At 58.0% G+C, this 23,736-nt stretch carries 28 protein-coding genes; 17 read left to right on the top strand and 11 right to left on the bottom strand.

What is annotated here, in order from left to right; all coding sequences use genetic code 11:
• Nucleotides 1-61 precede the first annotated feature (61 nt).
• The 5 genes from SADFL11_RS09500 to SADFL11_RS09480 all read left to right on the top strand — a co-directional run bounded on the left by SADFL11_RS09500 (nt 62) and on the right by SADFL11_RS09480 (nt 5,203).
• On the top strand, nt 62-520 hold the full coding sequence (locus SADFL11_RS09500; RefSeq protein WP_040453197.1) for a cyclic nucleotide-binding domain-containing protein: 459 nt from the start codon (nt 62-64) through the stop codon (nt 518-520).
• Between the two features lie 11 nt (nt 521-531).
• Nucleotides 532-1,356, top strand: a complete 825-nt coding sequence (locus tag SADFL11_RS09495; protein WP_040451764.1) for an MBL fold metallo-hydrolase — start codon at nt 532-534, stop codon at nt 1,354-1,356.
• Between the two features lie 304 nt (nt 1,357-1,660).
• Nucleotides 1,661-2,824: a helix-turn-helix transcriptional regulator gene (locus SADFL11_RS09490; RefSeq protein WP_008193808.1), complete on the top strand. Its 1,164-nt coding sequence runs from the start codon at nt 1,661-1,663 to the stop codon at nt 2,822-2,824.
• A gap of 89 nt (nt 2,825-2,913) precedes the next feature.
• Nucleotides 2,914-4,269 (top strand): adenylate/guanylate cyclase domain-containing protein, encoded by a 1,356-nt coding sequence (locus SADFL11_RS09485; RefSeq protein WP_008189191.1) that lies wholly within the window; start codon nt 2,914-2,916, stop codon nt 4,267-4,269.
• 166 nt (nt 4,270-4,435) lie between these two features.
• Nucleotides 4,436-5,203 (top strand): SDR family NAD(P)-dependent oxidoreductase, encoded by a 768-nt coding sequence (locus tag SADFL11_RS09480; protein WP_008196102.1) that lies wholly within the window; start codon nt 4,436-4,438, stop codon nt 5,201-5,203.
• Between the two features lie 118 nt (nt 5,204-5,321).
• Here the strand turns inward: SADFL11_RS09480 and SADFL11_RS09475 are convergent, their stop codons facing one another.
• On the bottom strand, nt 5,322-5,555 hold the full coding sequence (locus tag SADFL11_RS09475) for a hypothetical protein (RefSeq protein ID WP_008196806.1): 234 nt from the start codon (nt 5,553-5,555) through the stop codon (nt 5,322-5,324).
• Complete coding sequence (locus SADFL11_RS09470; protein WP_040453198.1) at nt 5,545-5,934, bottom strand: VOC family protein; 390 nt, start codon at nt 5,932-5,934, stop codon at nt 5,545-5,547. Before SADFL11_RS09470 ends, SADFL11_RS09475 begins: the two co-directional genes overlap by 11 nt.
• 97 nt (nt 5,935-6,031) lie before the next feature.
• Between SADFL11_RS09470 and soxR the strand changes: the two genes are divergently transcribed.
• Nucleotides 6,032-6,499: a redox-sensitive transcriptional activator SoxR gene (gene soxR / locus SADFL11_RS09465; RefSeq protein ID WP_008195049.1), complete on the top strand. Its 468-nt coding sequence runs from the start codon at nt 6,032-6,034 to the stop codon at nt 6,497-6,499.
• Between the two features lie 124 nt (nt 6,500-6,623).
• On the opposite strand, the gene SADFL11_RS09460 is transcribed toward soxR, so the two are convergent.
• Together SADFL11_RS09460 and SADFL11_RS09455 are read right to left on the bottom strand one after the other, a co-directional pair.
• Entirely contained in the window at nt 6,624-6,881 is a 258-nt protein-coding gene (locus SADFL11_RS09460) for a YjhX family toxin (protein WP_008192788.1), read from the bottom strand.
• A 279-nt stretch (nt 6,882-7,160) separates the two neighbouring features.
• A complete protein-coding gene (locus SADFL11_RS09455; protein WP_008196464.1) occupies nt 7,161-7,415 on the bottom strand; it encodes a hypothetical protein in 255 nt (84 codons plus the stop codon).
• Nucleotides 7,416-7,608: 193 nt separating this feature from the next.
• Here SADFL11_RS09455 and SADFL11_RS09450 point away from each other — a divergent pair, with 193 nt between their 5' ends.
• On the top strand, nt 7,609-7,914 hold the full coding sequence (locus SADFL11_RS09450; protein ID WP_008192647.1) for a hypothetical protein: 306 nt from the start codon (nt 7,609-7,611) through the stop codon (nt 7,912-7,914).
• Nucleotides 7,915-8,105: 191 nt separating this feature from the next.
• On the opposite strand, the gene SADFL11_RS09445 is transcribed toward SADFL11_RS09450, so the two are convergent.
• From SADFL11_RS09445 to SADFL11_RS09435, 3 genes are all read right to left on the bottom strand, one after another.
• Nucleotides 8,106-8,567, bottom strand: a complete 462-nt coding sequence (locus SADFL11_RS09445; RefSeq protein WP_167578971.1) for a DUF3299 domain-containing protein — start codon at nt 8,565-8,567, stop codon at nt 8,106-8,108.
• 64 nt (nt 8,568-8,631) lie between these two features.
• Entirely contained in the window at nt 8,632-9,903 is a 1,272-nt protein-coding gene (locus SADFL11_RS09440) for an agmatinase family protein (RefSeq protein ID WP_134852965.1), read from the bottom strand.
• Between the two features lie 142 nt (nt 9,904-10,045).
• Nucleotides 10,046-10,288, bottom strand: coding sequence for a DUF6455 family protein (locus tag SADFL11_RS09435; RefSeq protein ID WP_040451766.1), 243 nt, complete (start codon nt 10,286-10,288; stop codon nt 10,046-10,048).
• Between the two features lie 231 nt (nt 10,289-10,519).
• On the opposite strand from SADFL11_RS09435, the gene SADFL11_RS09430 reads away from it, so the two are divergent.
• Nucleotides 10,520-13,228: a flagellar hook-length control protein FliK gene (locus SADFL11_RS09430; protein ID WP_085955877.1), complete on the top strand. Its 2,709-nt coding sequence runs from the start codon at nt 10,520-10,522 to the stop codon at nt 13,226-13,228.
• Nucleotides 13,229-13,236: 8 nt separating this feature from the next.
• Nucleotides 13,237-13,530 (top strand): EscU/YscU/HrcU family type III secretion system export apparatus switch protein, encoded by a 294-nt coding sequence (locus SADFL11_RS09425; protein ID WP_008191953.1) that lies wholly within the window; start codon nt 13,237-13,239, stop codon nt 13,528-13,530.
• A gap of 191 nt (nt 13,531-13,721) precedes the next feature.
• Here SADFL11_RS09425 and SADFL11_RS09420 read toward each other — a convergent pair whose 3' ends face one another.
• Entirely contained in the window at nt 13,722-14,648 is a 927-nt protein-coding gene (locus SADFL11_RS09420) for a DMT family transporter (protein WP_008196954.1), read from the bottom strand.
• Between the two features lie 51 nt (nt 14,649-14,699).
• Between SADFL11_RS09420 and SADFL11_RS09415 the strand changes: the two genes are divergently transcribed.
• The 5 genes from SADFL11_RS09415 (at nt 14,700) to SADFL11_RS09395 (ending at nt 19,637) form a co-directional block, all read left to right on the top strand.
• Nucleotides 14,700-15,278 carry a bifunctional transcriptional activator/DNA repair enzyme AdaA gene (locus SADFL11_RS09415; RefSeq protein WP_008196201.1) on the top strand — a complete coding sequence of 193 codons (579 nt, stop codon included), beginning with the start codon at nt 14,700-14,702 and terminating at the stop codon, nt 15,276-15,278.
• A gap of 172 nt (nt 15,279-15,450) precedes the next feature.
• A complete protein-coding gene (gene gatB / locus SADFL11_RS09410) occupies nt 15,451-16,932 on the top strand; it encodes an Asp-tRNA(Asn)/Glu-tRNA(Gln) amidotransferase subunit GatB (protein WP_008197075.1) in 1,482 nt (493 codons plus the stop codon).
• Nucleotides 16,933-17,419: 487 nt separating this feature from the next.
• Entirely contained in the window at nt 17,420-18,100 is a 681-nt protein-coding gene (locus SADFL11_RS09405; RefSeq protein WP_008188927.1) for an amino acid ABC transporter permease, read from the top strand.
• Nucleotides 18,097-18,807: an amino acid ABC transporter permease gene (locus SADFL11_RS09400; protein WP_209002775.1), complete on the top strand. Its 711-nt coding sequence runs from the start codon at nt 18,097-18,099 to the stop codon at nt 18,805-18,807. Before SADFL11_RS09405 ends, SADFL11_RS09400 begins: the two co-directional genes overlap by 4 nt.
• A 41-nt stretch (nt 18,808-18,848) precedes the next feature.
• Entirely contained in the window at nt 18,849-19,637 is a 789-nt protein-coding gene (locus SADFL11_RS09395; RefSeq protein WP_008196566.1) for a transporter substrate-binding domain-containing protein, read from the top strand.
• A 79-nt stretch (nt 19,638-19,716) separates the two neighbouring features.
• Here the strand turns inward: SADFL11_RS09395 and SADFL11_RS09390 are convergent, their stop codons facing one another.
• Nucleotides 19,717-20,049, bottom strand: coding sequence for a MazG-like family protein (locus tag SADFL11_RS09390; protein ID WP_008189487.1), 333 nt, complete (start codon nt 20,047-20,049; stop codon nt 19,717-19,719).
• A 144-nt stretch (nt 20,050-20,193) separates the two neighbouring features.
• On the opposite strand from SADFL11_RS09390, the gene SADFL11_RS09385 reads away from it, so the two are divergent.
• On the top strand, nt 20,194-20,649 hold the full coding sequence (locus SADFL11_RS09385; protein WP_008193420.1) for a GNAT family N-acetyltransferase: 456 nt from the start codon (nt 20,194-20,196) through the stop codon (nt 20,647-20,649).
• 115 nt (nt 20,650-20,764) lie between these two features.
• Here SADFL11_RS09385 and SADFL11_RS09380 read toward each other — a convergent pair whose 3' ends face one another.
• Nucleotides 20,765-21,187 (bottom strand): DUF2147 domain-containing protein, encoded by a 423-nt coding sequence (locus SADFL11_RS09380; protein ID WP_008194484.1) that lies wholly within the window; start codon nt 21,185-21,187, stop codon nt 20,765-20,767.
• A 282-nt stretch (nt 21,188-21,469) separates the two neighbouring features.
• On the opposite strand from SADFL11_RS09380, the gene SADFL11_RS09375 reads away from it, so the two are divergent.
• Together SADFL11_RS09375 and SADFL11_RS09370 are read left to right on the top strand one after the other, a co-directional pair.
• The gene (locus SADFL11_RS09375; RefSeq protein WP_008193556.1) at nt 21,470-22,228 is read left to right on the top strand and encodes a substrate-binding periplasmic protein; all 759 of its coding nucleotides are present in this window, start codon (nt 21,470-21,472) and stop codon (nt 22,226-22,228) included.
• A 429-nt stretch (nt 22,229-22,657) separates the two neighbouring features.
• Nucleotides 22,658-22,897: a hypothetical protein gene (locus SADFL11_RS09370; RefSeq protein WP_008196287.1), complete on the top strand. Its 240-nt coding sequence runs from the start codon at nt 22,658-22,660 to the stop codon at nt 22,895-22,897.
• A 94-nt stretch (nt 22,898-22,991) separates the two neighbouring features.
• Here the strand turns inward: SADFL11_RS09370 and SADFL11_RS09365 are convergent, their stop codons facing one another.
• A complete protein-coding gene (locus SADFL11_RS09365; RefSeq protein WP_050776087.1) occupies nt 22,992-23,720 on the bottom strand; it encodes a DUF930 domain-containing protein in 729 nt (242 codons plus the stop codon).
• Nucleotides 23,721-23,736: the final 16 nt, after the last annotated feature.

The following is a 23,736-nucleotide window of genomic DNA, read 5'->3' as shown; positions in this document are numbered from 1 at the left end:
CAGGCCGGTACCAAGGGGAATAACACGAAAAGAGCCGATCAACCGGCTCATGGAGACAAATGTGACGCTGGAAACCGAAGTCGAAGCACTGCGTAAGGTGCCTTTGTTTCACGGCATTGATGACACGAAACTGCGTTTGCTGGCTTTCATCAGCGACCGGACCGAGTTTCAAACCGGTGAGCGCCTCTGCACACAAGGTGAAGAGGGCGACAGCGCCTTTATTATCTTGTCCGGAGACGCGGACGTTCTCGTCAACACACCTGCGGGGGAGAAAAAAGTGGCCCAGGTGTCGGAGAACTCGATCGTCGGCGAGATCGCCATTCTCTGCGACGTTCCGCGGACGGCAACCCTGGTTGCCGCCAGCAGCATGGACGTCCTGATGGTATCCAAAGACGATTTCTTAAAGCTTTTAAATGAGTTTCCGGATATTTCTCTTGAGGTGATGCGGACCCTGGCGATGCGTCTGGAACGGACGACCCGGGATCTGGCTGAAGCCCGCCAAGGAAACAGTGGCGGGTAGGGAGTAGCAGGTTGGCAGAGAATTTTTCGCTTCGTTGTTGGGGAGTCCGCGGGTCCACACCGACACCCGGCCAGAAGACTCTGCGGTATGGCGGTGAAACTTCCTGCTTTGAATTGCGGGCAGGAGATGCGCTGGTTCTGATCGATTGCGGCTCCGGCGCCCGAAACCTTGGAATGGACCTGTGCTCTGCTGGCACCAGATCCTTCGATCTTCTGTTTACGCACACGCATTTGGATCACATCTGCGGATTGCCATTCTTCAAGCCCGCCTATGATCCGAATTTTTCTGTCACTGCTTGGGCCGGTCACTTTCAGGACGACACATGCCTGATGGATATCGTCAGCCGCATCATGTCGCCGCCGATTTTCCCGGTGGCTGCCAAGACCTTGAAAGCAGTGGAGTTCAAGACGTTCCGGGCAGGAGATGTGCTGCCGCGCCGCGATGAGCTTGTGATCCGGACGATCCGGTTGAATCATCCTGGTGGAGCCTGCGGCTATCGATTTGATTTCAAAGGCAAGTCCATATGCATCATCACGGACCATGAGCATGGCGATCCGGATGTTGATGCCGCTCTGCCTGCCTTCGTCGAAGGCGCAGATATCATGATCTATGATGCCATGTACACCGACGCCGAATATGAGAAGTTCAAGGGATGGGGCCATTCGACCTGGCAGAAGGCTGTGGAACTGGCAAAGACTGCGAACGTCAAAACACCGGTTCTCTTCCATCATGATCCGACTCGCTCCGACGAAGCTCTTGATGAAATCGGCCTTGCGGCAAAAGCAGTCCACCCAGGCACGCTTGTCGCCCGCCAGGGTATGATTTTAGCCCCATAAACTTAGGCGCTCTTATTGTTCGTTTCCGAAAAAAAATGGCGGCCAAAAAGGCCGCCAACTTCTCAATATGATTTACAAGTAAGTGATCCGTACTTTTCAGATTTCGTGCCTGTGGGAGCACGAGTGAAATCCGGGACCACGAAACCTCGGGAAATGCCCCTTCAACAGCTACATGATCAACGAGATCATCTTCAATTTATACAACTGTAGATGTGACGGCATGACCCAAATGGGCTATGCAATAGGATAATTGTCATTGATAATATCGCGGCAGTCACGTGTGTGATGAGGGGATGAACGGCAGGTGTCTGTCACGGTTGAGCAGTTCGCAAACTTGTCCAATCTGGTCATCGCGGCAGCGATGGAGCCAAGGCGTTGGCAAGATGTTGCTGATGCCTTGGGCAGGGCAGTGGGACCACAGGTGTGCACTCAGATTATCGGCTATGATACGCACACCAATTCAGCTCCCTTGGCCGTGGCCTCCGGCTATGATCCGGACATCTTGAAGCTCTATCAAGAGCACTATCAGCTTCAAAATCCATACGCCGTCCGTTTTGATGACATGCGCGTCGGAGATGTGGTTCCAGCCGCTCATCTCTGCAATCCGAACGACATGATCCGGACAGCGTTTTATTCAGACCTTCTGCGTCCGATGGAGGATATTTACTGCGGTGGCGGTACTCTTCTCTTCCGCGAGAAAGGACGGGCGTTTGTTTTTGGCGGCAACATGCGCGCCAAGGATCAGGACCGTTATGAGGACACCTGGTTGACCTTGTGCGCCAACATTGCACCGGTCATGCGCCAGTCTCTGGAAGTTAACAGGATGATCTCCGGATTGTCCTTTGAAAACTGGGCCTTGAGACAGCACAATCTCGGATCGCAAACTGCACTCGTTCTCATAGATCCGAACTGCCGGATCCATTATGCCAGCGCTGAAGCCGAACGCTTGCTCCAATTGGGTGAGGTAATGAAAACCGGCTTGTCTGGCAAATTGCGGTTTGCATGCGAAGAGGTGCACCACGCAATTGCCCTGCAAACAGGATCGCAAACAGCGCGCTGTGGTTCTGCCGTGCGCAGCCTGGCGTTCGAGACGGAGCAGGGAAACCGTTGGATATGCCAGAGCGCTGGTGTGGACCTCAGCAAACTGGATTGGGCTCCGTTTGGCAAAGTTTTCAACCAGCAAGGCCCGGCACTTCTAATTGCTCTCAGACAAGAGACCTGCCGCGTGGACGTCAACAAGATGATCCAGAACGCACTCGGATTGAGTGAGATGGAAGCAGACACGGCGCTTTATCTGGCCGAAGGGATGACAGCTGCAGAAATCGCAGAAAGCCGCGAAGTGAGCATCCACACTGTCCGAAATCAGATCAAGGCGGCTTTATCCAAATGCGGGTGCCGACGTCAGGCCGACCTGGTCATGGCGGTCGACCGTCTCCGGACAGCTGGTGCTCACACTTCGCCGCTATGAGCGATCACATAAGCTCACAATCCAGCGGTCACTGCTTGCCATCCTGACTGCCAACGGCAACATTCAGGCCAGATACAATCGGACCGCTCATGGCAAGACTCAGAGAAACGATCAGATACATCCTGCGCGGTGGGCCGCCGATTGATGGCCTGCCTGATCGGGTGCAAGCAGAAATCCGTGCCCGGGAGGCCGCATCGGAGCGGCTGATCGGCTGGGTTCAGCTGGCATTGGTGTTGTTTTTTGCGTCGCTCTATTTGCTCGCACCGAGAGCAGAAGGGTCTGCAGGATTTAACTTCGTACCGATCGCACTCGGCGCCTACTTCCTGTTCACAGTCACCCGTCTGGCGCTTTCCTACCGATTCGAGTTGCCCGAATGGTTTTTGCTGATCTCGATTTGCGTCGACATGGCGCTTCTGGTTGGACTGATTTTCTCCTTCCACATCCAGTATGATCAGCATCCGACATTTTATCTGAAGACCCCAACCTTGATGTATGTGTTCCTGTTCATCGGGTTGCGGGCACTGCGGTTCGATCCGAGATTTGTTTTGACGACCGGCATGGTGGCCGTCATCGGTTGGATCGGGCTCGTGGCCTACGCGATTTTCTCCGACATGGGCGGGATGCGGGTCACCCGCAACTATGTTGAATACCTCACCGGCAACAGCATTTTGCTCGGGGCCGAGCTCGATAAGACGATGGTCATCCTGGCGGTGACGGTTTTGCTGTCCGCAGCGCTCTATCGCGGAAGGTCGATGTTGTTTGAGGCAACACGGGATCACAGCGCGGCCATGGATCTGAAACGTTTCTTTTCCCCGGAAGTGGCGTCATCCATCACCGAAGCCCACCAGGCTCTGGAAGCGGGTGAGGGAAGCCTGCGGGATGCGGCGATCCTTTACGCTGATATCCGCTCCTTCACGTCGACATCGGCGGTTCTACCGCCTGAGACGGTGCTCGCGGTTCTGGCCGAGTACCAGAACCTTGCGGTTGAGGTGATCACCCGGGAAGGCGGACAGGTAGACAAGTTTTTGGGTGATGGCATTCTGGCAACCTTTGGCGCCGTGTCACCGTCTGAAACCTATGCAGCCGATGCCTTGCGTGCAGCGCAAGCCCTTGTTGTGGCGATGACGGAAGCCCAGGACCGGTTCAAAACGGCGGGGTGGCCTTCAGACCTTAGGGTCGGAACCGCCGTCGCCGCAGGACCCGTTACCGTTGGGGTGATTGGGTCAAAGAACCGGCTGGAGTTCACTGTAATCGGCGATGCCGTCAATCGGGCCGCCAAGCTGGAAGACGCAAACAAGGCCCAGCAGAGCAGCGCCTTGACCGACTGTATGTCGCTGGATCTTGCCCGGTCGCAAGGCTATTCCGGGGATGCCGTCGACATTCGTCCATCCAGCAACGTGGGCGGTGTTTCCGGACCGGTCGACCTTGCCGTCCTGGCAAGATAACCCGAAGCTCTGCCACCGGCTTAGCGCTGCTTCCCCAGTCTTTGAGCGCAAATCCGCTTGACGGGCCGTTTAAACTCAGACACTTTGCCTTCCAAATTGACGTTTTCGTCAATCAAAGTAAATAAATCTATTGAAAAACAATAGATTAGAGAATTGGAGGGCTTTGATGAAGCTGGATCAGTCTATGGCAGCGGTCGTCACCGGCGGCGCATCCGGTCTTGGTGCGGCCACTGCACGCATGTTGGCGGCCGAGGGCGTGAAGGTGAGCTTGTTCGACCGCAATGGTGAGCAGGGCGCACAGGTCGCGAAGGAAATCGGCGGTGTTTTTGCTGATGTCGACGTGACCGATCAGGCAAGTGTTGAAGCAGGCTTCGAAGCTGCCCGCGCCGCACACGGCCAGGAGCGTATTCTGGTCAATTGCGCCGGGATCGCGCCGGTTGGCAAGACAACATCGCGCGGCGAACCGCACCCGATGGACATGTTTGAAAAGGTCATCTCGGTCAACCTGATCGGCTCGTTCCGGTGTATCGCACTGGCGTCGACCGGCATGTCCTCGCTGGACCCGGTGACCGCTGACGGTGGACGCGGTGTTATCGTCTCCACGGCCTCTGTCGCAGCTTTTGACGGCCAGATCGGTCAGGTGGCTTATGCTGCGTCCAAAGCCGGTGTTGCCGGAATGACGTTGCCCGTTGCCCGGGATCTGTCCAAGCTTGGCATCCGGGTCATGACCATCGCGCCGGGGATCTTTGAAACGCCGATGCTGCTCGGGTTGTCTCAAGACGTTCAGGACTCGCTTGGGCAACAAGTGCCGTTTCCATCCCGTCTGGGCCGGGCGACGGAATATGCCCAGCTGGTCAAGTCGATCTGCGAAAACGACATGCTCAACGGCGAGACCATCCGCCTCGATGGTGCCATCCGAATGGCGCCGCGGTAAGCGGTCTGGCAAGCAAGCAAAGCGAGAGGTCACAGCTCTGAACGACGGAGCTGTGACAGTCTCAAGAGGTGAAGGGCCTTGGCTTGCTGGCCAAGTGTCAGCAGGCAGCCCCGGCACGTCAGATCCGGCGCACCTTTTTGAAGAATGCGCCGAACAAGCTGGCCAAGGCCGCAGGGCCATGGCCACCAAATCTTGCCCGGATGGTCTGAGAATTCACCAGGTGGGGAACGAGATCACGGCGGATCTGTCCGTCTTCGAGAAACCCATCGGCCCGCAAGGCCGAGTAGGTTTCAGGTGATAACGCCCGCGGCACCGATGGTCCGAGCATTTGCCGGTCAAGTTCACTCCGCATAGCTGACCACCTCGAACTCGATTCCATCATCATCATCGAAGTAAAACCGGTGGCCAGGCTCATAATCGGCGTGGTTCTTGGTATCGTAGCCCCCCGCCTTGATCAAGGCTTCGGTGGCATCCAGATCGTCGACCACGACCGCGATGTGATTGAGCCCGCCACGGATACCGTAGCTTTCGCCCGGCATGGCAGCCGTTTCTTTTGGCGGGTTGTACGCTGCGATGTAACTTGTCTCGTTGCCGATGTGGTAGGTGATGCCGCCTCCGAGGCTATCCCCCTTCCAGCGAACCTCCCAACCGAACCAGTCCTTCAGCCGTTGTGCGGTGGCCTCCGGGTCACTCACGGTGACATTCACGTGTTCCAGAAATGCGCCTGACATGGTGTGTCCTTTCACGTTGACTTGTGATGGACACCAGAGATAATTCCTCAAGTTAAGTTGAGGTCAAGAGCAAAAAATCATTTTTTTGGAGAGGCTTGTGAAAGGCACAGATACGCTTTCCATCGGGGAGCTGGCAGAGCGGACCGGATTGGCAGTTTCCGCAATCCGGTTTTATGAAACCAAGGGCCTGGTTGCGCCGGTCCGGACCGAGAGCGGGCAACGCCGGTTTATGCGGGCCGATATCCGGCGGCTGTCCTTTGTGCTGGTGGCGCAGGAATTCGGGTTTTCGATTTCCGAGATCGCGGCGCAAATGGAGAAGCTGCCAGACAACCGGGCGCCAACCAAGGCCGACTGGACCCGGATCAGCCGGGAGTTTCGAAAACACCTTGATGCCCGGATCGAGGGGCTTGCCGCGTTGCGGGACAAGCTGGACGGCTGCATTGGCTGTGGCTGCTTGTCCATGAAAAAATGTCAGCTCTATAATGCCGGAGACGCTGCCAACAGGCATGGCCGAGGACCGCGTTACCTCATGGGAGACCGTCCGGACGTGCCGAAGGAGCTCTGAGCTCTTGTGGCTGACTTTTAAGCAGGTTTATCAATGATGGCAGGCTGTCCCGGATGTGATCCGGGACCTGCCTTGGGCTGGAGAATTGGCCCCGGCGCTGAGGCCGGGGCGGTGAGGGGAGCGATTACCGGTTGTCGAGCTGAGACCTGACCCGCTTGAGGCCGAGGTTCGTGATCCGGTAGGGGCCGCTGTTTTTGGAAGAGATAAGGCGCCGGTACTTCAGCTTCTGGAAGAGATGCTGCGAGCAGCCGCCCCATAACCAGCCGTCGCGTGTGATCGTCTCGTATTTCAAGATACGGCCGTCCTCGTCCTTCTCGGCAAGTATATAGCCGCCCTGAGCCAGCAGGTGCAGCACCCGCTGTTCGGCTTTGGAAATGTCCATTGGTGTTGATTTTCAGTCTTTGAGCAAAAGAAACCTGTCACCGCAGCAAGCGCATGCGGTGTGGTGCTTTTGTTGTCCCGGCTGGTTGGGAGCCTTCTGGTGAAAGTCGAAGGTCCTGAAACGAGCCGGGTTTACCGGGACTCGCGAGTTCCGCGCATAAAACCTCTCAAAGATTGCGCTTCGTCGATATCACGATGAAAATGCCGCAACAAGACACTGGAAGAGGCCGGTCGACAGATGCCTTTCGGGTGTTGCAATCCTGCAAGCAGAGGAGATTGGTCAGCTGCGTTCCGCCGGCCAGTAGCCGGTCTGATCATCCCGCTCAACTGCGACAGCCTCAACCTCCTCCGAACCGCAGCGGGAACACTTGAGGGATCTGGTGAGTGAGGAGAGTGTGTCTTCCAGCGCGTAGTTGGTCAGTTTCAGATAGCGAAACCGGGCGCAATGCGAACACATGATGCCAAGCCGCCGATCGCTGGTCTCCAGCATCTCGATCGTTTCATCTGGGTTGGCATTTTCGGAAGGAAAGGTCATTAAAGCGCTGTGATTCCATTGGAGCCGGGCAATCAAACGGACCCAGGCAGGAGCGTAGGATGAAGTACGTAGCGGCTTTTGGTCGTTTGTAAAGCTTTAGCCCAGTTTTCGGCAGTTTGCGCGCGGGCTGGAAAAGCTTGGCTGCGACGCAATTGCACTCGCTTTTTTGCGGCCGCGCCGCTAAGACAGCGCCATGATGACGCTTTCTGATACATGGATCGATCTGTTCACGCTGTCCGGGCTCTTGAACCCGTTTGCGCTGTTGATCGGGATTTACCTTGGCTGGCGCGCGGATCAACCGGTGAAGCTCTGGATCGCCGGGTTTGCGGCCGCTGCCCTGTCGCTGATGTTTGAGACTGCGGTGGGTTTGCTGCAGTTGCCGCAACCGATCTCCCAGGATGCAGGCGCCCTTGCCATGTTCCCGTTCCGGTTTATAGGCGGGGCGGCGGCAGGCGCGGTTGCCTATTGGCTCAACCGCCGGCGCCGGTCGGCCGGATAAGTCCGGGCGACAGGTCCCGGCTCAGGGCCGGGACGGCGGAGATCGTTACTCTCAGCCTTTGGAATAGAATGCGCCCGTGCGCCCGACACCCACTTGGCGCCTCCCCGGACTTGATACGCGGCCATGCTAAAGCCGGTCGCGGCCCGGGCGCGGGACGGAATTAGTCGTCGCGTTGTCTTGTGAGACAGATCTCAGTTGTTGGGGCTGACTTCGGGTATGGTGGCCTGTGTCACTGATGTGGCCTGAAGCGTGTAGTTTGCCGTTGCCAGGTGTGTCTTGGCCCGTTCGCGCCGCAACACGCCTGTCACCCAGACAGGGTCGGCATTCACGTCCAAACCGTCTGGAAAACGCACCGAAATCACCTGGTCCGGCAGGGGCGGCGGTGGATGTGTGCAATCCTGCCGAAGGGGCGGAATGAGCAGAAACTCCTTCACATCCTTGAACTGAAACTCCAGTGGATGTGCATATCCGGCAATGCGAACGGTTTTCCCGTCAAGGTCAGCCGATCCGGGCGCGCATTTTTCGTACTGGCGTGAGAGCAGTCGGGCGGAGGCCGCTTGCTGCGTGCATTTCTGCTGAGTCAGATAGTTTTCCAGCAATGCGCTGCAGGATGATGGCCGGTCTGTCCGCAGTTCATCCCAAGTGACGGTCATAGGCTCTGCCACGGCAGAGCCGCACCAAAGCCCAAGCAGAAAAGCTCCGGTCATGAGACGGCGATCAGTTCTCACCTTGCCCATGCGTGACCGTAAGCGGGCTGAGATAATGCGGTTCGGTAAGGCCTTGTTTGCGCATGGCAATGCCGGTCAGACATTCCCGGATCACCCGGTTGGCGTTCAGTGCCGAGACGTAAGTCGGGTCCATCAAGGGAGCGAGCTCAACAAGCTCGAAGCCGACGACATTCGATTCTGCGCACAGCCGTCGAACGATCGGGAACACCTCGCGCGGCATAAGCCCACCGGGTTCCGGTGTTCCGGTTCCGGGAACGAAGGCCGGATCCAGTGTATCGATGTCGAAGGAGACAAAGATGTATTCCGGGCCGTCATTTGCCTCTTTGATCACGTCTTCCATGACGGCATCGAACCCGCGGCGTTCAATTTCGGCCATGGTGTGATAGCGGAAGCCGTTGTCGCGCATCCATTCGAACGCTTTTTCATCCGGATAGTAGCCTCGCAGGGCGACCTGGATGAAGTTCTTGCCCTCAACGAGGCCCTCTTCGATCAATCTGTAGACCGGCATCCCGTGATTGATCAGATGGCCCATGCCGTATTTGCCGGCATCGTAGTGTGCATCAAAATGCACAACACCGACATTGCCTTTGCCATAAACATCGGTGAGCGCTGCAACATCGGGATACATCAGCGAATGATCGCCGCCGATGATGAAGGGAATGACCCGGCTGCCACCCTCATGTTGAACCTCAGCCGCTTGGCGAACGAAGGACCGGACCGCATGGATCGTGCGCTCCGTACTCATCATGTCGTTCGGCGCGTTGCCGTAATCGACCACCGTCATGTCCTGGAGCGGATCGACCATCACATGCATGTGCGGCTGGCGTGCGCCGTAACCAAGATAGATCGACGAGTTCCGAACAGCATTCGGGCCACGGGAGGCGCCGCGGGCGCCACCGCCCATATCGGTAAATGCGCCCATGATCGCCACATCAACTTCACCGGCGGCAAGATCCTCAGGGGTGAAAGCCAACGGTTGATGCAGGAACGTCGGAAGCTGCATGTATCCTTGGCCAAAGAAACGCTGCGGGTCGACCAGTCCGGGTTCGCGATTTTCTTTTTGGCCCTCATAACTTGGAAGAGGCGTCCGCCAGGCGTTGAAGCTCGGGTCCTGTGTGTCCAGTGGGACGACCGGCTGTTCGCCGTCCCGAATGGGGGCCGCATTTTCCTCGTATTCATGGCCATAGACCTGAGCCAAAGCTGGCCCGACCAAAAGCGGCAGAATGACGAGGCTTGAAAGTAAAGACAGTCCTTTGCCCATGATGCAGCACCTCCCAGATAGCTGACGAAGCGTAACACGCTGATAACACAGCGCCAGTCGCCAAAAAATCCAAGGTGCAGCCAGATCTATCCGGTGAAAGATCCTTGTCGTTGGGTAGCTGGATTGAAAGCGTGCGGTTCGTTCAGACTTTCAGCCAGCTTTCAAAGAGAATAGCGTTGGCGCAGTCCTTGAGCGGAGCTTCGGCCCCGTCTTCGTGATGCTCCAGCCATTGGCGGCACTTTTCGGTTTCCTGGCAGCTCATGCAACGGCGGGCAGCCGTTTCCATGTCCACATCGGCTTGCACACCACCCGGCAAGCCTTTCATCGCGCCGATGGTGTCCAGCATGCGGCCCATCAATTCGGCGCGTTCGTTCAATCGGTCCATCCAGTTCACAGGGAACTCCTCTGTCCTCTGGGCCCGGCAGCTCAAACTGCATGGCAGGCCCGTGAAGTTTTTGGCGGGATCCCGTCCTGATCCGATCCATTCTGCGAGCGAGGATGGAGACATCTCGCAGTCCCTGCCTTGATCAGGGTCAACTCTCGCCAAGCTTTAAGAAAGCAGCCATACTCGGCACGTTAGAGTCGGTGTGCTCAGACTGACCCTGGAGACGGTGTCATGGTGGAAACGGTCAGCGCACAGCCGCTGCCAGCAAATACCCAAGGTGGAACCGCCTCCCAGGCCCTGGAGCCGGGCACCGAACTGCGTGCCAAGGTGGAGGCCAATCTTCCGGGCGGTGTCGTCCGGTTGTCGTCTGACGCCAAATCGATCGATCTTCGCGTACCGTCTCCCTTGCCGGTCGGAAGCAATGTCACGCTCACGGTTTCCGGCACCCGGCAACAGCCCGCTGTTGTTCTGACGCCCGACAGCGCCGCTGCGAAACCTGCAAGTTCCGCGCCGCCGCAAAACACCGGTCAGACGGTCGCGGCCCAGCCGACTGCGGCAAATCCGCAAACTCCGGCGACCCAACCCGTGACAACTGCGCCACCGCCTCAGGCAAACCCACAGGGACCGCCCCAACCGCAACAACCGGCGCAGCAGACTGGCCAGCAGTTGCCGCAACAGGCGCCTCCACCAACCGGGCAGCCGTCCGGACAGCCTCAGCCCGCGCAGCAGCCAGCCGGGCAGCCGACCTTGCTGCGGCCCGCACCTGTTTTGGCTCAGTTTCTTCAGGCAACTGGCGTGCTGCCGCAACCGGTCCAACCGGGCGGCGCTGCGCAGCCGCAACTCCCCGGCCAGATCCTGACCCAGCCTGCCGTACCGGGCCAACCCGCTGTACCAAATCAGGCTCAGGTTCCCGGGCAATTGCCGGCAGGTTCGGTTCTCCCCCAACCGGTGCAACCCGCACCTCCTTCGGGCAGCGGACAAGCTCCTCTGCCGGCACAAGGGGCAGGAACCGGTGGTCCGGTTGCCGGTGCGCCAATCATAAACACTGGGCAGGGCACCGTCGTTCCGCCGCTGCCCTCCGGCGGTCCGGCACCTGGAACCCCGGGCGCTCCAGTCAGCGTTCAATCCGGCCTACAGTCCACGGTCTCCGTGCCTTCTGGGACCGGTGGACCGATCCCTTCGCAAGGGACCAGTGTGCCACTGCCAGGAGGGCTGGTGTCCGGGGCGCAGGCGGCAGGGGCGCAAGTTTCTGGCCCACAAGCTGGTGCTTCTCCGTCAATCCAGGTGCCAGCAACAGGTTCAGCACCGGCCGCAGCACAGGCTGGGACCCCGGCTCCGGCCACCGGCGCGGCACCACTGCAATCGCCTGGCACGGGACCGATACCGACCGCACCGGCAACAACGCAGACCGGGCAGCCGTTGCCCGCCGGGTCACCAGCTGGGGCGCCAACCGGTACAGGGGCGCCCGGCGCTGCACCCGCCTTGGGCCAGCCTTCCGCAGGTCAAGCGATCCCGCAAACTGGGGCTTCTCCAGCATCTGTAACATCAGCATCAGGGCAAGCGCTTCCGGCGCAAGGGGCTCCAAGTACTGCAGTGGGAGCACCAGCGAGCCTCGCCTCCGTGGCACAAGCCTCATCCCCGCAAGGAGTGCCACTGAGTGCGGTGATCTCCCAAACAGCATCAGCTGCAGGGCAGGGGTCTGCCGTTGCAACCGGAGCTGTTCCGCCTCCCGCCGCGGGAGGGCCACAGATCGCGGTGCAGCCGGGCGGGCAGGCTTTGCCTCAGCCCGCAGTCAATCAAACTGTCGTCACGGCTCAGCAAAGTTCAACGCCCGCAGCTGGGACAGCGGCCCAGAGCGCCAATGGTCAAGCAGGCCCACCTCTGCCGGTCAGCGCCAGTGCGCAATCGCAGGTACAGGCTTATGTCGCGGCAAAACCTGGCATGGCAACGCCCGGTCAGCCGTCCAATGCCTCTCAAGGGGGCGGTCCGGCAGCTTCAACCCCGGTCCAGCAGGCGGCGGCAGCCTTGCGCCAGCCTTTGGCAGAACAACAGGCCAGCCTCGGCAATCTGTTTGCCCAAATCGGATCCTTGATGTCGGCGCAGGCGGCCGGAAAGGCCTCCGTTCCGGACGCTGTGCAAAAGGCCATGCAGCAGATTTTGGGACTGCGCCTGAACTCCGGACAACCGATAACCGGACAGTCCTTGCAGCAGGCCGTGCGCTTGTCCGGTCAGGGTGGGGAGGGACGGTTGCCGTCACCCACAGGCGCGCAACAGTCTCCCGTGCCCGACCTCAAGACCGCCTTGTTGGCGTTTCGTGGCTTGCTGCAAAGCCTCGGCGCGGAACCTGCCGTCCGGTTTCCCGCGCGCCAGCCGGCCCCGGCCTCCCGCTCATCTGGTCCCCAAGGCCAGGCCCCGCAAACCTCAAGCGGTTTTTGGGCCGGGTCTGCGCCGCAGAACCTGCAGTCCTTGCTCCAGGAGACAGACGCTGCGCTTGCGCGCATGCGGCTCACTCAATTGACCAACGCTGGTCTTGCAGGAGATGACGGCCCGCAGGCAACGGCGGCCAAGCCCATGGACAGCGTTCTGGAACTGCCACTGGCGCTCGGCCAGGACACGGCGGTCATGCAAATGCAGATCGGCCGCGATGGCGGCGGCAACAGTGTAGACGAGGACGAAGAACCGGCTTGGCGGCTGCGTTTTGCACTGGATCTCACCGCAACCGGTCCGCTGGAGGCGGCCGTGAGCCTCCGGGGCGGCGGGACTTACATATCCCTTTGGGTGGACCGCAAGGAGACACTCGATCTCCTGTCCGGTCTTCAGGAAACGATGGAGGCGGCGTTCGCTGATGCCGGGCTGGATCTTCAGGAACTGCGCTTCATCCGCGGCCTTCCGCCGAAAACCGCTGCCAAATATGGCGCCCTCATCAACCGCCAATCGTGAGGGCAGGTATGACTACGCCGACGAAACCTGAAAAAATTGCCGTTGCACTGGAGTATGAAGATGGCGGCGCGCCGGTTGTCAGTGCCAAAGGAACGGGCTCGGCGGCCAAGCGGATCGAGGAAATTGCCCGGGAGGCCGGGGTGCCGATCGAGCAGAACCCGATGATGGCCGAGGCCCTGTCGCAGATTGAAGTCGATCATGAAATCCCGATGGAGCTTTATCAGGCCGTCGCCGTCCTGGTCGGCTTCATCATGCGCACCGGTCAGGCGCAGCACCCCAAGGCGTCTGAGTCGGAAGAATGACGCTTGCCTGAAGGAGGCCGAAGGCCGGGTTGCAGCAACCAGTGCCCACTCACACCGAACTTGCGGTGACGTCGTGCCAAAAACTGCCGTTTGAACAAGCTACGGCACCTGAGTGGTCTTGATAAGCCTGCTTTTAAGAACCTTGCTCCGGCAAGCCTTCAGAGCAGGCTCAAAAATCCCAGCAGACGTGATCAGGGCCACTCCTGCAATTTCCCGTATGCCAAAGGTTCGTTCGCCCAATATGCTGCCGTGAGTGTGCCCGCGCTGATCTCCGTCATGAACAGGATCGCGAGCACGCCGGGGCTCAGAACGGTTGCGCCCCACATTACCGCAAGAGCGGGGGGGATAACCAGAAGCAGGATGACAGGGACGATCCATGGCAGAACCGCACGTATTGTCTGCCAATCAGGAGGGGGCGTTGAACCGCCGTGCGGCAGCAAAGTCAGTGCAAGTGCGGCAACGCTGCCCCAGATGAAATAGGACAGGGCGAAATCCAGGCCGTTGCCATTCGTATCCGACTTCATCCAGACCGCCGCGATGGCCCAGACGAGGCCGGATGCAAGTCCCATCCAGTCGCCAGGCCGGAGCGCTCCGCCGGATCCGGCATCGATTCTCAGAATGAGCAGCAGACCAATCAACGCCAGGCCGATTGTTCCCCAGCGTGCACGGGTGATGGCTTCTCCGATCACGATCCGGGCCAGCAATGTGCTCCAAAGTGGCGTCAGATAGTAAAACAACAAGGCGCGGACAATGTCCGTGAACACAAGCGAGCCCGCATACAGAACAAGAGCCACCCCGGCGAACATGCCGGCAATGTGTAGTGACCATCCACCTTGCAACAGGTGCCGCGTGCGCAGCAGGATAACGGGCATCAGCAACAAGGTTGGCAGTAGATAGAATAGTACGATCGCCCAAACGCCGGAAATCCCATGATCATCCAAGGCTCGAAGAGGTATCCAGAACAATCCCCAGGCGAGCCCGGACATCGCGACGGCCACCATTGCCAAGTGTTCGGTGTTGAATTTTGTCACTACGGCACCTCCACGGATCATCAACCAATGCGCTAATGCCGGTGTGATCGCATGGAAGCCCAGATCGTTCTGGCGGTTTTCGGACATCGAAATCGTTATCTTTTCGACAAGTTGCCGCTGATCGGATAGCTAAGTTTCATGTTGGAATTTCAGACCTGTGAAGCTGCGCGGCTCTCCCGTGATCCTCGTTTTGACGGGGTGTTTTTTGTCGGGGTCAAAACCTCCAGAATCTATTGCCGAACCATTTGCCCGGTCAGGCAGCCGCTGTCGAAGAATATCATCTATTTCACGACGGCGGCCGCCGCCGAGGCAGGCGGTTACAGACCTTGTCTGAGATGCCGCCCGGAAACAGCCCCGAAATCAGCGGCCTGGAACGGCACCTTGTCGACCGTCTCCAGGGCCATGAAGCTGATTGAGGAGGGCGCGCTGGATACGGCAAGTCTCCCGGAGCTTGCGGAGCGGTTGGGTATCGGAGAGCGGCATCTGTCCCGGCTATTCAAGAAACACGTGGGCGCGACGCCTCTTCAAACGGCCAAGACGATTCGGTTGCAGCGCGCCAAGCGATTGCTGGACGAAAGTGATCTCAAGGTTGCCGAGATTGCATTTCAGTCCGGGTTCGGCAGTGTCCGGCAATTTAATGCTGCATTCTCACAAGCCTACCCCTATGCGCCTTCTGACTACCGGGACAAGCGCCGGAAGGCATCTGGCACTGGGTGAAATCGATCCTAATCAATTACCACCCATCGGCCCCTAAATTCATTCGAGCCCCTTGCAGGGGCGAAAATTCCCAGTTAGGCGCAAGCCAAAGATTGTATTGCCCGCCACGTGCTTCTATACGGAAGCAAACGGCCCGTCCGGGCGACTTGCTAGCGAATAGGAAGAAAGACGTATGACGATTGTCGACGCACGCACTCCCGACCCGAAGAAATTCATCAAGGGCGCGACCGGCGACTGGGAAATCGTGATCGGCATGGAAGTCCATGCCCAGGTCACGTCCGACGCCAAGCTCTTTTCCGGTGCCTCGACCGAATTCGGCCAGGATCCGAACAACAATGTTTCCCTCGTCGATGCGGCCATGCCGGGCATGCTGCCGGTGATCAACGAGGAGTGCGTGCGCCAGGCAATCCGCACCGGCCTCGGCCTGAAGGCGGAGATCAACCTGAAATCCGTTTTTGACCGCAAGAACTATTTTTATCCGGATCTGCCGCAGGGCTACCAGATCTCCCAGTTCAAGCAGCCGATTGTCGGCGAGGGCGAGATCCTTCTGGATATGCCGGATGAGCAGGTCGAGATCGGCGTTGAGCGTCTGCACCTGGAACAGGATGCCGGCAAGTCCCTGCACGACCAGCACCCGTCCATGTCGTTTGTCGATCTGAACCGGTCTGGCGTTGCCTTGATGGAAATCGTATCCAAACCGGACCTGCGCTCGGCCGATGAGGCAAAAGCGTATCTCACCAAGCTGCGCACCATCCTGCGTTATCTCGGCACTTGTGACGGCAACATGGACCAGGGTTCCATGCGCGCGGACGTCAACGTGTCGGTCCGCCGTCCGGGCGGCGAATTCGGCACGCGCTGCGAGATCAAGAACGTCAACTCCATCCGCTTTGTCGGCCAGGCGATCGAATATGAAGCTCGCCGTCAGATGGCGATCCTGGAAGATGGCGGCAGCATTGATCAGGAAACACGCTTGTTCGACAGCGTGAAGGGCGAGACCCGCTCCATGCGCTCCAAGGAAGAAGCGCACGACTACCGCTATTTCCCGGACCCCGACCTTCTGCCGCTGGAATTCACGCAGAGCTTTGTCGATGAACTGGCCGCTGACCTGCCAGAACTGCCGGACGACAAGAAGGCCCGGTTCGTCAAGGACTTCGGCTTGACAGCCTATGATGCGGACGTTCTGGTCGCTGAAAAAGCCTCTGCCGATTTCTTCGAGGAGGTTGCGAAGGGCCGCGACGCCAAACTGGCTGCGAACTGGCTGATCAACGAGCTGTTCGGCCGCCTGAACAAGGAAGGTAAGGATCTGGAGACATCTCCGGTCTCAGCTGCTCAACTCGGCGGGATCATTGATTTGATCAAGGCGGGCACCATCTCCGGCAAGATCGCCAAGGACGTCTTTGAGATCGTCTGGACTGAAGGTGGCGACCCGGCTCAGATTGTTGAAGACCGCGGTATGAAGCAGGTCACGGACCTAGGTGCGATCGAGGCGATCGTCGACGAAATCATCACGGCCAACCCGGACAAAGTCGAGCAAGCCAAGGACAAGCCGAACCTCGTCGGCTGGTTCGTCGGCCAGGTCATGAAAGCCTCCAAGGGCAAGGCCAACCCGCAAGCGGTGAACGATCTTCTGAAGCAGAAGATCGGCCTGGAATAAGGCTTTTTGCTTTTCTAGAATTCATATGATCCCGGCAATGAGCCGGGATCGTAAAGCTGTCGGCAAGTGACAACCTGATCCCGGATATCCGATTTTCGTTCACCCGGGTTGGGTCCTTTGGGCTGAGCCGTTACACATTTAATCCCCGAGATCCAAGTCGTCCTCATGGACCCGATCAGCGCTTCACTTGCTGTCGGACGCCAGTTTGCGAGTACCTGACTAGTTTGAGCGGTTCTGCGTGCGCGATATATGTATGCAACTCAGTCCAGAATATCAGGACGATAGTTCATGAGATTGTATGCAAAGTGCTCATGTTCTGCCTAACAAGTAGGCTATGACATCTGGTCTGCGGCCGATCCGGCTGCCGGGTGCTAAAAATCGCAGCGAAACCGCCTTGTCCGGCTGGTGGCACAAGTCTTGCGAACCGTTCCGTGACATCCACAGGGGCGCTCGATGGTTTTGAGGAACGACAGGTTGGGCCTGGGTCATGTTTGATCTCAGGTTTTTCGAAATCTATCGCAATCCGGAATACCTTCTGCTTTTGGGGGAAGGCGCCGCGGTCAGCGCATTCTTGACGGTTATCGGCGGCGCGCTCGGCTTTGTTCTGGCCACGAACCTGTCCGCGTTGCGTCATTACAAGGTCCCAATCCTGGCGCCGATCGCGACCATCTATGTTGAGTTCATCCGCAACACCCCGTTGATCGTGCAGATGTTTTTTGTAGCGTTCGGCCTGCCGTTACTGTTGGGCTACCAGTGGCCTTTCTGGGCGCATGCGCTCTTGGCACTGTCGCTCAATTTCTCGGCCTACTTCGCTGAGATCCTGCGTGCCGGACTGGCCGGGATCGGCACGGGGCAGAGCGAGGCGGCGGCCGCGCTCGGACTTCCCACATGGCTAGGCTTCTCCAAAATCCTGTTTCCGCAGGCCGTTGCAGCCATGTTCCCGTCCTTGAACAGCCAGTTCATCTTCCTGTTCCTGACCACCGGTGTGATTTCGGAAATTGGTGTTACCGATCTGACCTGGGCGGGTCTGTACATCGACAGCCGCAGCTTTCGGTCGTTCGAGGTCTTTTTCACATTGACCGTCATCTACGTCCTGATGGCGCTGTCTTTCAAAGCCCTGCTGGGTCTGGCCCATGACCAGTTGTTCAAATGGAAGGCCGTGCGGTGAAGGATCTGTTTGTCTCCCTTTTGGGAAAGCCATTCGGCATTGTGGTTTTCCAGCTTCTGGAAGCGACCCAGTTCACCATCTACCTGTCGCTGATTGCTTTTTTAGGTGGCGGCTTGATCGGAGTTTGCGTAACGGCCATCCGCGTCTCTCCAATGTCCTGGCTCCGAACCGTGTTTGCCGCCTACACTTGGCTGTTCCAATCCGTTCCCTTGTTGATGTTGCTGTTTCTGCTGGGACTTGGCATGCCGCGCCTGTTCGCCATCCAGGTTGACCCGTGGTTTGCTGCGGGACTGGCTCTGACACTCTACACCAGTGCCTATCTGTCGGAAGTCTGGCGGGGAGCGATCACCTCGGTCCCGCTGGGGCAGCACGAAGGCGGCCGGGCATTGGGATTGGCCTTCGCGCAGATCATGATCCTGATCATCCTGCCGCAAGCGTTTCGTTTGGCCATTGCTCCGACTGTCGGGTTCATGGTGCAGATCATCAAGGGCACGTCTCTGGCCTACATCATCGGGTTTCATGATCTCATGGCGATCGGCAAACGCTGGGCCAATTCGCCGGTGCCAGGCACGCAGCCGTTCGTCATCTATCCGATGATGGCGATGATCTACTTCTCTCTTTGTTATCCGCTGTCCTTGTGGGCCAGGCATCTGGAAAAACGCCTCGGATCCACATCGTCCAAAGGCGGGGCAGCTGCCGCCGCCTGATTGTCTCCAATTGAACGTTGAATCCAGGGAGTGTTTGGAAAATGCTGAAGAGATTTGCAGGACTTGCCGGCGCCGCGATGGCGGCGGTGATGTTGTTGGCCGCGCCGGCATCGGCGGAGTTGAAGGATATTTTGGCCGCTGGAAAAATAAAGATTGCAACGCCGGAGAATTTTCCGCCGTTCGGCGCACTTGGCGCTGACGGTGAGTATGAAGGCTATGACATCGATGTCGCCAAGATGATCGCAGAAGACCTTGGGGTCGAGCTCGAGCTTGTGCCGGTGACCTCCAAGCAGCGCATTCCGTTTCTAGAAACGGATCGGGTCGATCTTGTGATCGCGACGCTCGGCGCAAATCCGGAACGGGCGAAGTCCATCTGGTTTTCCCATGCCTACGCCCCGTTCTTCTCAGGCGCGTTTGCCAAACCTGATGTGGCTGTCTCTTCAATCGCCGATTTTGCTGGCAAGAAGATTGCCGTGACCGGGGGAACTCTTGAAGATCTTGCAATTACCGAAGATGCTCCCGACGGTGCCGAAATCATTCGCTTTGGCGACAACGCGGCCACCATCGCAGCCTATGTCTCCGGACAGGCGGACGTGATTGTCACCGGCAACATGGTTGCGCTCGGAATTTCCAACGACAATCCGGAATTCAATCTTGAGCCCAAGTTCATCATTGCCAACTCACCGTCCTTCATCGGCGTGAAAACCGGCAACATGGACCTGCTTCAATGGGTTAACGTGTTCGTGCTGCACAAGAAACTCAATGGAAAGTTGAATGGACTTTCCGTGAAATGGCTGAAGACGCCTCTGCCGCCGCTTCCGGCACTCTAAGTATGCGGATGACATTAGTAGAACGCGCGTGGAAAGTGCGCGTTCTATTATGGGCGCGGTGTGTTCGGCGCAATCGAATTCAATCGGAGGCCGGTAGACGGGTCACTAGCCCGTATTTCTTCGAAGTCCTGTTGAACTTCTGTGCGACCGCGGCGCCGAGATCGATGCCCATCTGATCGGCGAGCAGATCCAACGCGATGATAGCGTCGGCCATTTCGTCAGCGACATCCTGAAGGTCTGCAGTGGAGCCCTTGATGCCACGGGTCCCGCGCAGATATTTCTTCAAGGCTTCCGCCACCTCGCCAAATTCGCCGGCAACTTCCAGCCCGCGAAACGCGATGTCGGCCTGATCATTGCCCGGCCACTCTTTCTGGCGGGTAATGTTGGCCTCGCGCAGATCGGAAAACTTCATGGGTAGGGCTCCAAGATTGCGGGGGAAGGACTATCAGCAGCGGCGCACACCCTTTCGCAAGGCATGCGCGACTTGTCAATTTTCGGGACAGGGGAATCGGGGTACCAACGCCGCAGGTCCTCCTGCCAACCGCCAGCGAAACCCATGATCAAAATTGAAAAAGCCACCCACAGCCACTTGGCCGATATTGTTGCCATTATCAATGCCGGGGCGACCAGCGTGCGTAAGGGCAAGGAATTCGGCAGTTTTGAGGAGTATCGCCCGGCGTTCGAGGCCATGCTGGCGGCGCCCGAAATGGATATCTATGTCGCTCTGGACCCGTCAGGAGAGGTGATCGGCACCTACCAGATCCATTTTCTGAAAGGTCTTGCGTTTCAGGGCCGGCCGCGGGTGGAATTGGAAAGCGTTCATGTGCGCGCGGATCAGCGGGGCTCCGGCGTTGGCAAGCTCATGATGGCCCATGCCGAGCAGCTTGCTGTCGAGGCTGGTGCATGTCTGGTGCAGCTCACGTCAAACAAGGAGCGTGAAGGCTCCCATCAATTCTACAAACGTCTCGGCTATGACCAAAGCCACTTGGGCTACAAGAAAATGCTTGTCTGACCGGCTTCGGACAAAAATGCCCGCCGCCCGGTCCGAAAATGCGCCACACATTCAAAAGCGGACAGAGCAAGCGGGCTGTGGCCAAACCTTTAAGCTTGGCAAAGCGATAAGCGTCTTACTTCACGCGGCTCCAGGTCTCGCCTTTACAGATCAGACCGCCCATGACGCAGCCCTCCAGTTTTAACTTGTTGGCAGACGTCAGTTTGATGAAACCGGTATAGGTCTTGCCGTCTTCCGCGTTGTAGACCTTGCCTTTCCACTGGCCATCCGTACCGGTCGGCTTCATGGATTGAACGATCTGAACGCCAAGCAGCGGGCGGCTGCGTTTGGAAGTGTCGGGATTTTGCGTGTCGTTGCGAGGATCACGCAGCCAGATGAGCTTGCCACACAGCGCTCCGCCACAGGAACTGATCCGGATTTTTGATGCGCCGTTCGGGCGTTCCCAGTCGCCCTTTGCATCGGCGGCAAAAGACGGTGCGGTCGTGGCTGCGAGCAGTCCGGCAGCCAGAAGTGCGGCTGCGGCGTTGAATTTCAGCATATGTTCCTCCCAAAGCGGAATAACTTCCGTTTACGGAAAGGGAATGTATCGTGGTGTGGCCTGGTTGCATACCCGTAACGTAACGTCATATGCGCGATTTTTTGCGCGTGCCGGTGTTCGAACACGCACCATATTGTTCCGAGACGCGAGGGCGAAGAGTTTGGGATCCCTGTTGCGACGTCCTGCTGATTTTTAAACTGGCTAATTTTAGCAGGATTGAAAACCGGGTGCCGGGGCCATGTAATAGGGTATCAAACGTCCTCCGTAATATGGGCAGGCAGCTTGTACATTCGAAATGCCGCCGGTCTTGTTGTCATTGGCCTGACCCTCTTCGGGGCCAGCACAAAACCCTTGCAGGCCGATGCAATCCGGGCCGCCACCGACGATTGGCCCCCGTTCCGAATCTTGACTGACGAAGGGTTCACCGGGTTGGACCTTGATCTCATCCACGAAGTCGGGAAGCGGGTTGGAACAGATATCGACGTGGTGAGAATGCCGTGGGGGCGGGGGTTGGCGTCCATGCAAACCGGGGCGGTCGATGTCATGACCGGTCTGGCCTACCGCAAGGAGCGGGCCGAATACATCGCTTACACGGACACTCCCTATTACGCATGCGAGACGGCTTTTTATACGCCCGCGTCACGCCCGGTCAGCATCACATCTTATGAGGACTTGCAGGAACATACCGTTGGGTTCGTCTTGCATTCCGCTTATTTCGAACAGTTTGATCAGGACACAACGCTCGATAAGTTAGGTGTTGCGGCGGAAAACATTCTCATCGATATGACCAAGCGCGGACGCCTGGATGTGATGATCGGCACCGATTGCCAGGTGGACTATTACCTCAAGACCCAAGGGCTCGGAGACCTGATCGTCAAAACGGAGTATCGCCCGGGCAATACGGTCAATCTGTTTCTGGGCGTTTCCCGGCAGTCTGAGTGGGCCGAGCGGGTGGAAGAGCTGAATACGATTGTGAAAGACCTGGTCGATGAAGGCGTTGTTGATGCGTTTGCCCGCCGGTACTACGACAATCCGTCCTAAGTCTTTCCCGTGATCACCGTCACAACCTGACCCAACAGTGTCTTTTCCAGCGTTCGGGGCGAACCCGTTGTGCCTGAAAGACCGCTCCCAGCGGGGCTTTTGTTTTTCCTGTTCTTGGTTGAAAAAAATGCTCAATCGATCTTTTGGTGAATCCAATATGAATCCATCCTGTCAAATTTTGCGATAATGTTATTGAAAACACACAGCAATTCGTAACGCTATGGTTGTCATCCGGTAAATTTCAGACTTACTTAAACTATTGTTCGGATTTCATTAAATCTGTTTTTTAACTGCCTCTTTAAGCGCTCCTGATGAAGTAACCCTCATGAAACGGCGGGAAAAGCTTCAGATAAGCTTTCGTTTCTAGGGAAGTCTTTTAGACAAAAAGGGGAGAGCGTTATGGCTCGCTATGAAATACATTCCGACGACATGGCCATCATGGGTGAAAAGCCGATGACGGCTGAAATTCTGTTCCAGATGGGTCTGGACAGCGCCTGTGGCCGTCACGGCACGACAGACCTCGTGACAGCGCACAAGTGGTTCAATATTGCGGCTTTGAAGGGCAACCAGGAAGCTGTGCGCTATCGCAAGGAAATCTCCGGTGAAATGAGTTTCTCCGAGATCGCAGAAGCGCAGCGCTCTGCGCGCGAATGGCTGTCGATGCATTGATCGCGTGCAAGGCTGCCGGCCAAACGGCACCTGCACCCAACGGTCTATCCTGACGCGGCGCAGATATTATCGCCGCGTCACCACTTTTCAGCACTCAATGAACTGCAGCCAGTCCGAGATTATCCCAAAGGTTTCCGGGGATCGGCGGACCGAGGACAAATTGAAAGTCCATCACCCGATCGCCCGCCTTATTCAACTGGCATCGGTAGGCGAGTTCATACCAGTTTCCCTGGCTGCGCAGAGCGCCCGCCGGAGCGTAGAGTTCCAGGCCGCGTTGAACCGTCGCCTGAAGGGCATAGGGCACCAGCCGGTCTGGTCGAAGCCCTTGCGAATTCGCCCCCACTTGCTCCATCGCTTCCAGAGCGCAAAGCTGCTCTCTCCGATCACGACCAGTCACCGTCTGCAAGGCCGCACGCGCCTGGGCCGAACGCCGGTCCTGCAAAACCAGTGCGCTTCGAAGCTCCGCAGCGGGAACCCAATTTTCCGCAGCGCGCCAATCGGGCCGGGCTTGGAGGGAGGCCGTTTCTTCCGCTGCCCGGGCATCATCTTGCGGTTTCACCAACGTCTCTTCCTGGCTAGGCGCTCTCTTTCCGCCAGAAGGGGACAGGGTGGCTGCCTGGGATGGGGCTGCCTTGGGCAGGAGGACCAACTCAACATCAACCGGCAGCGGCGTGCCTGGGCGCTGCTGGTTCGCAGGGGGCAAGCTAGCGAGAATGACAAACACTGCAAGATGAAGCCACAGCGCCACGACGCTGGAAATATGGTCGGTGATCAGCCGGTCGAGAACCGGAAGGGACGACGTGGTTATGGGGGCGGTGTCCAAAAAATCGAAAGATCAT

This window comes from Roseibium alexandrii DFL-11 (genome assembly GCF_000158095.2).
Lineage (GTDB): Bacteria > Pseudomonadota > Alphaproteobacteria > Rhizobiales > Stappiaceae > Roseibium > Roseibium alexandrii.
This window is presented reverse-complemented; position numbering and strand designations above follow the sequence as displayed.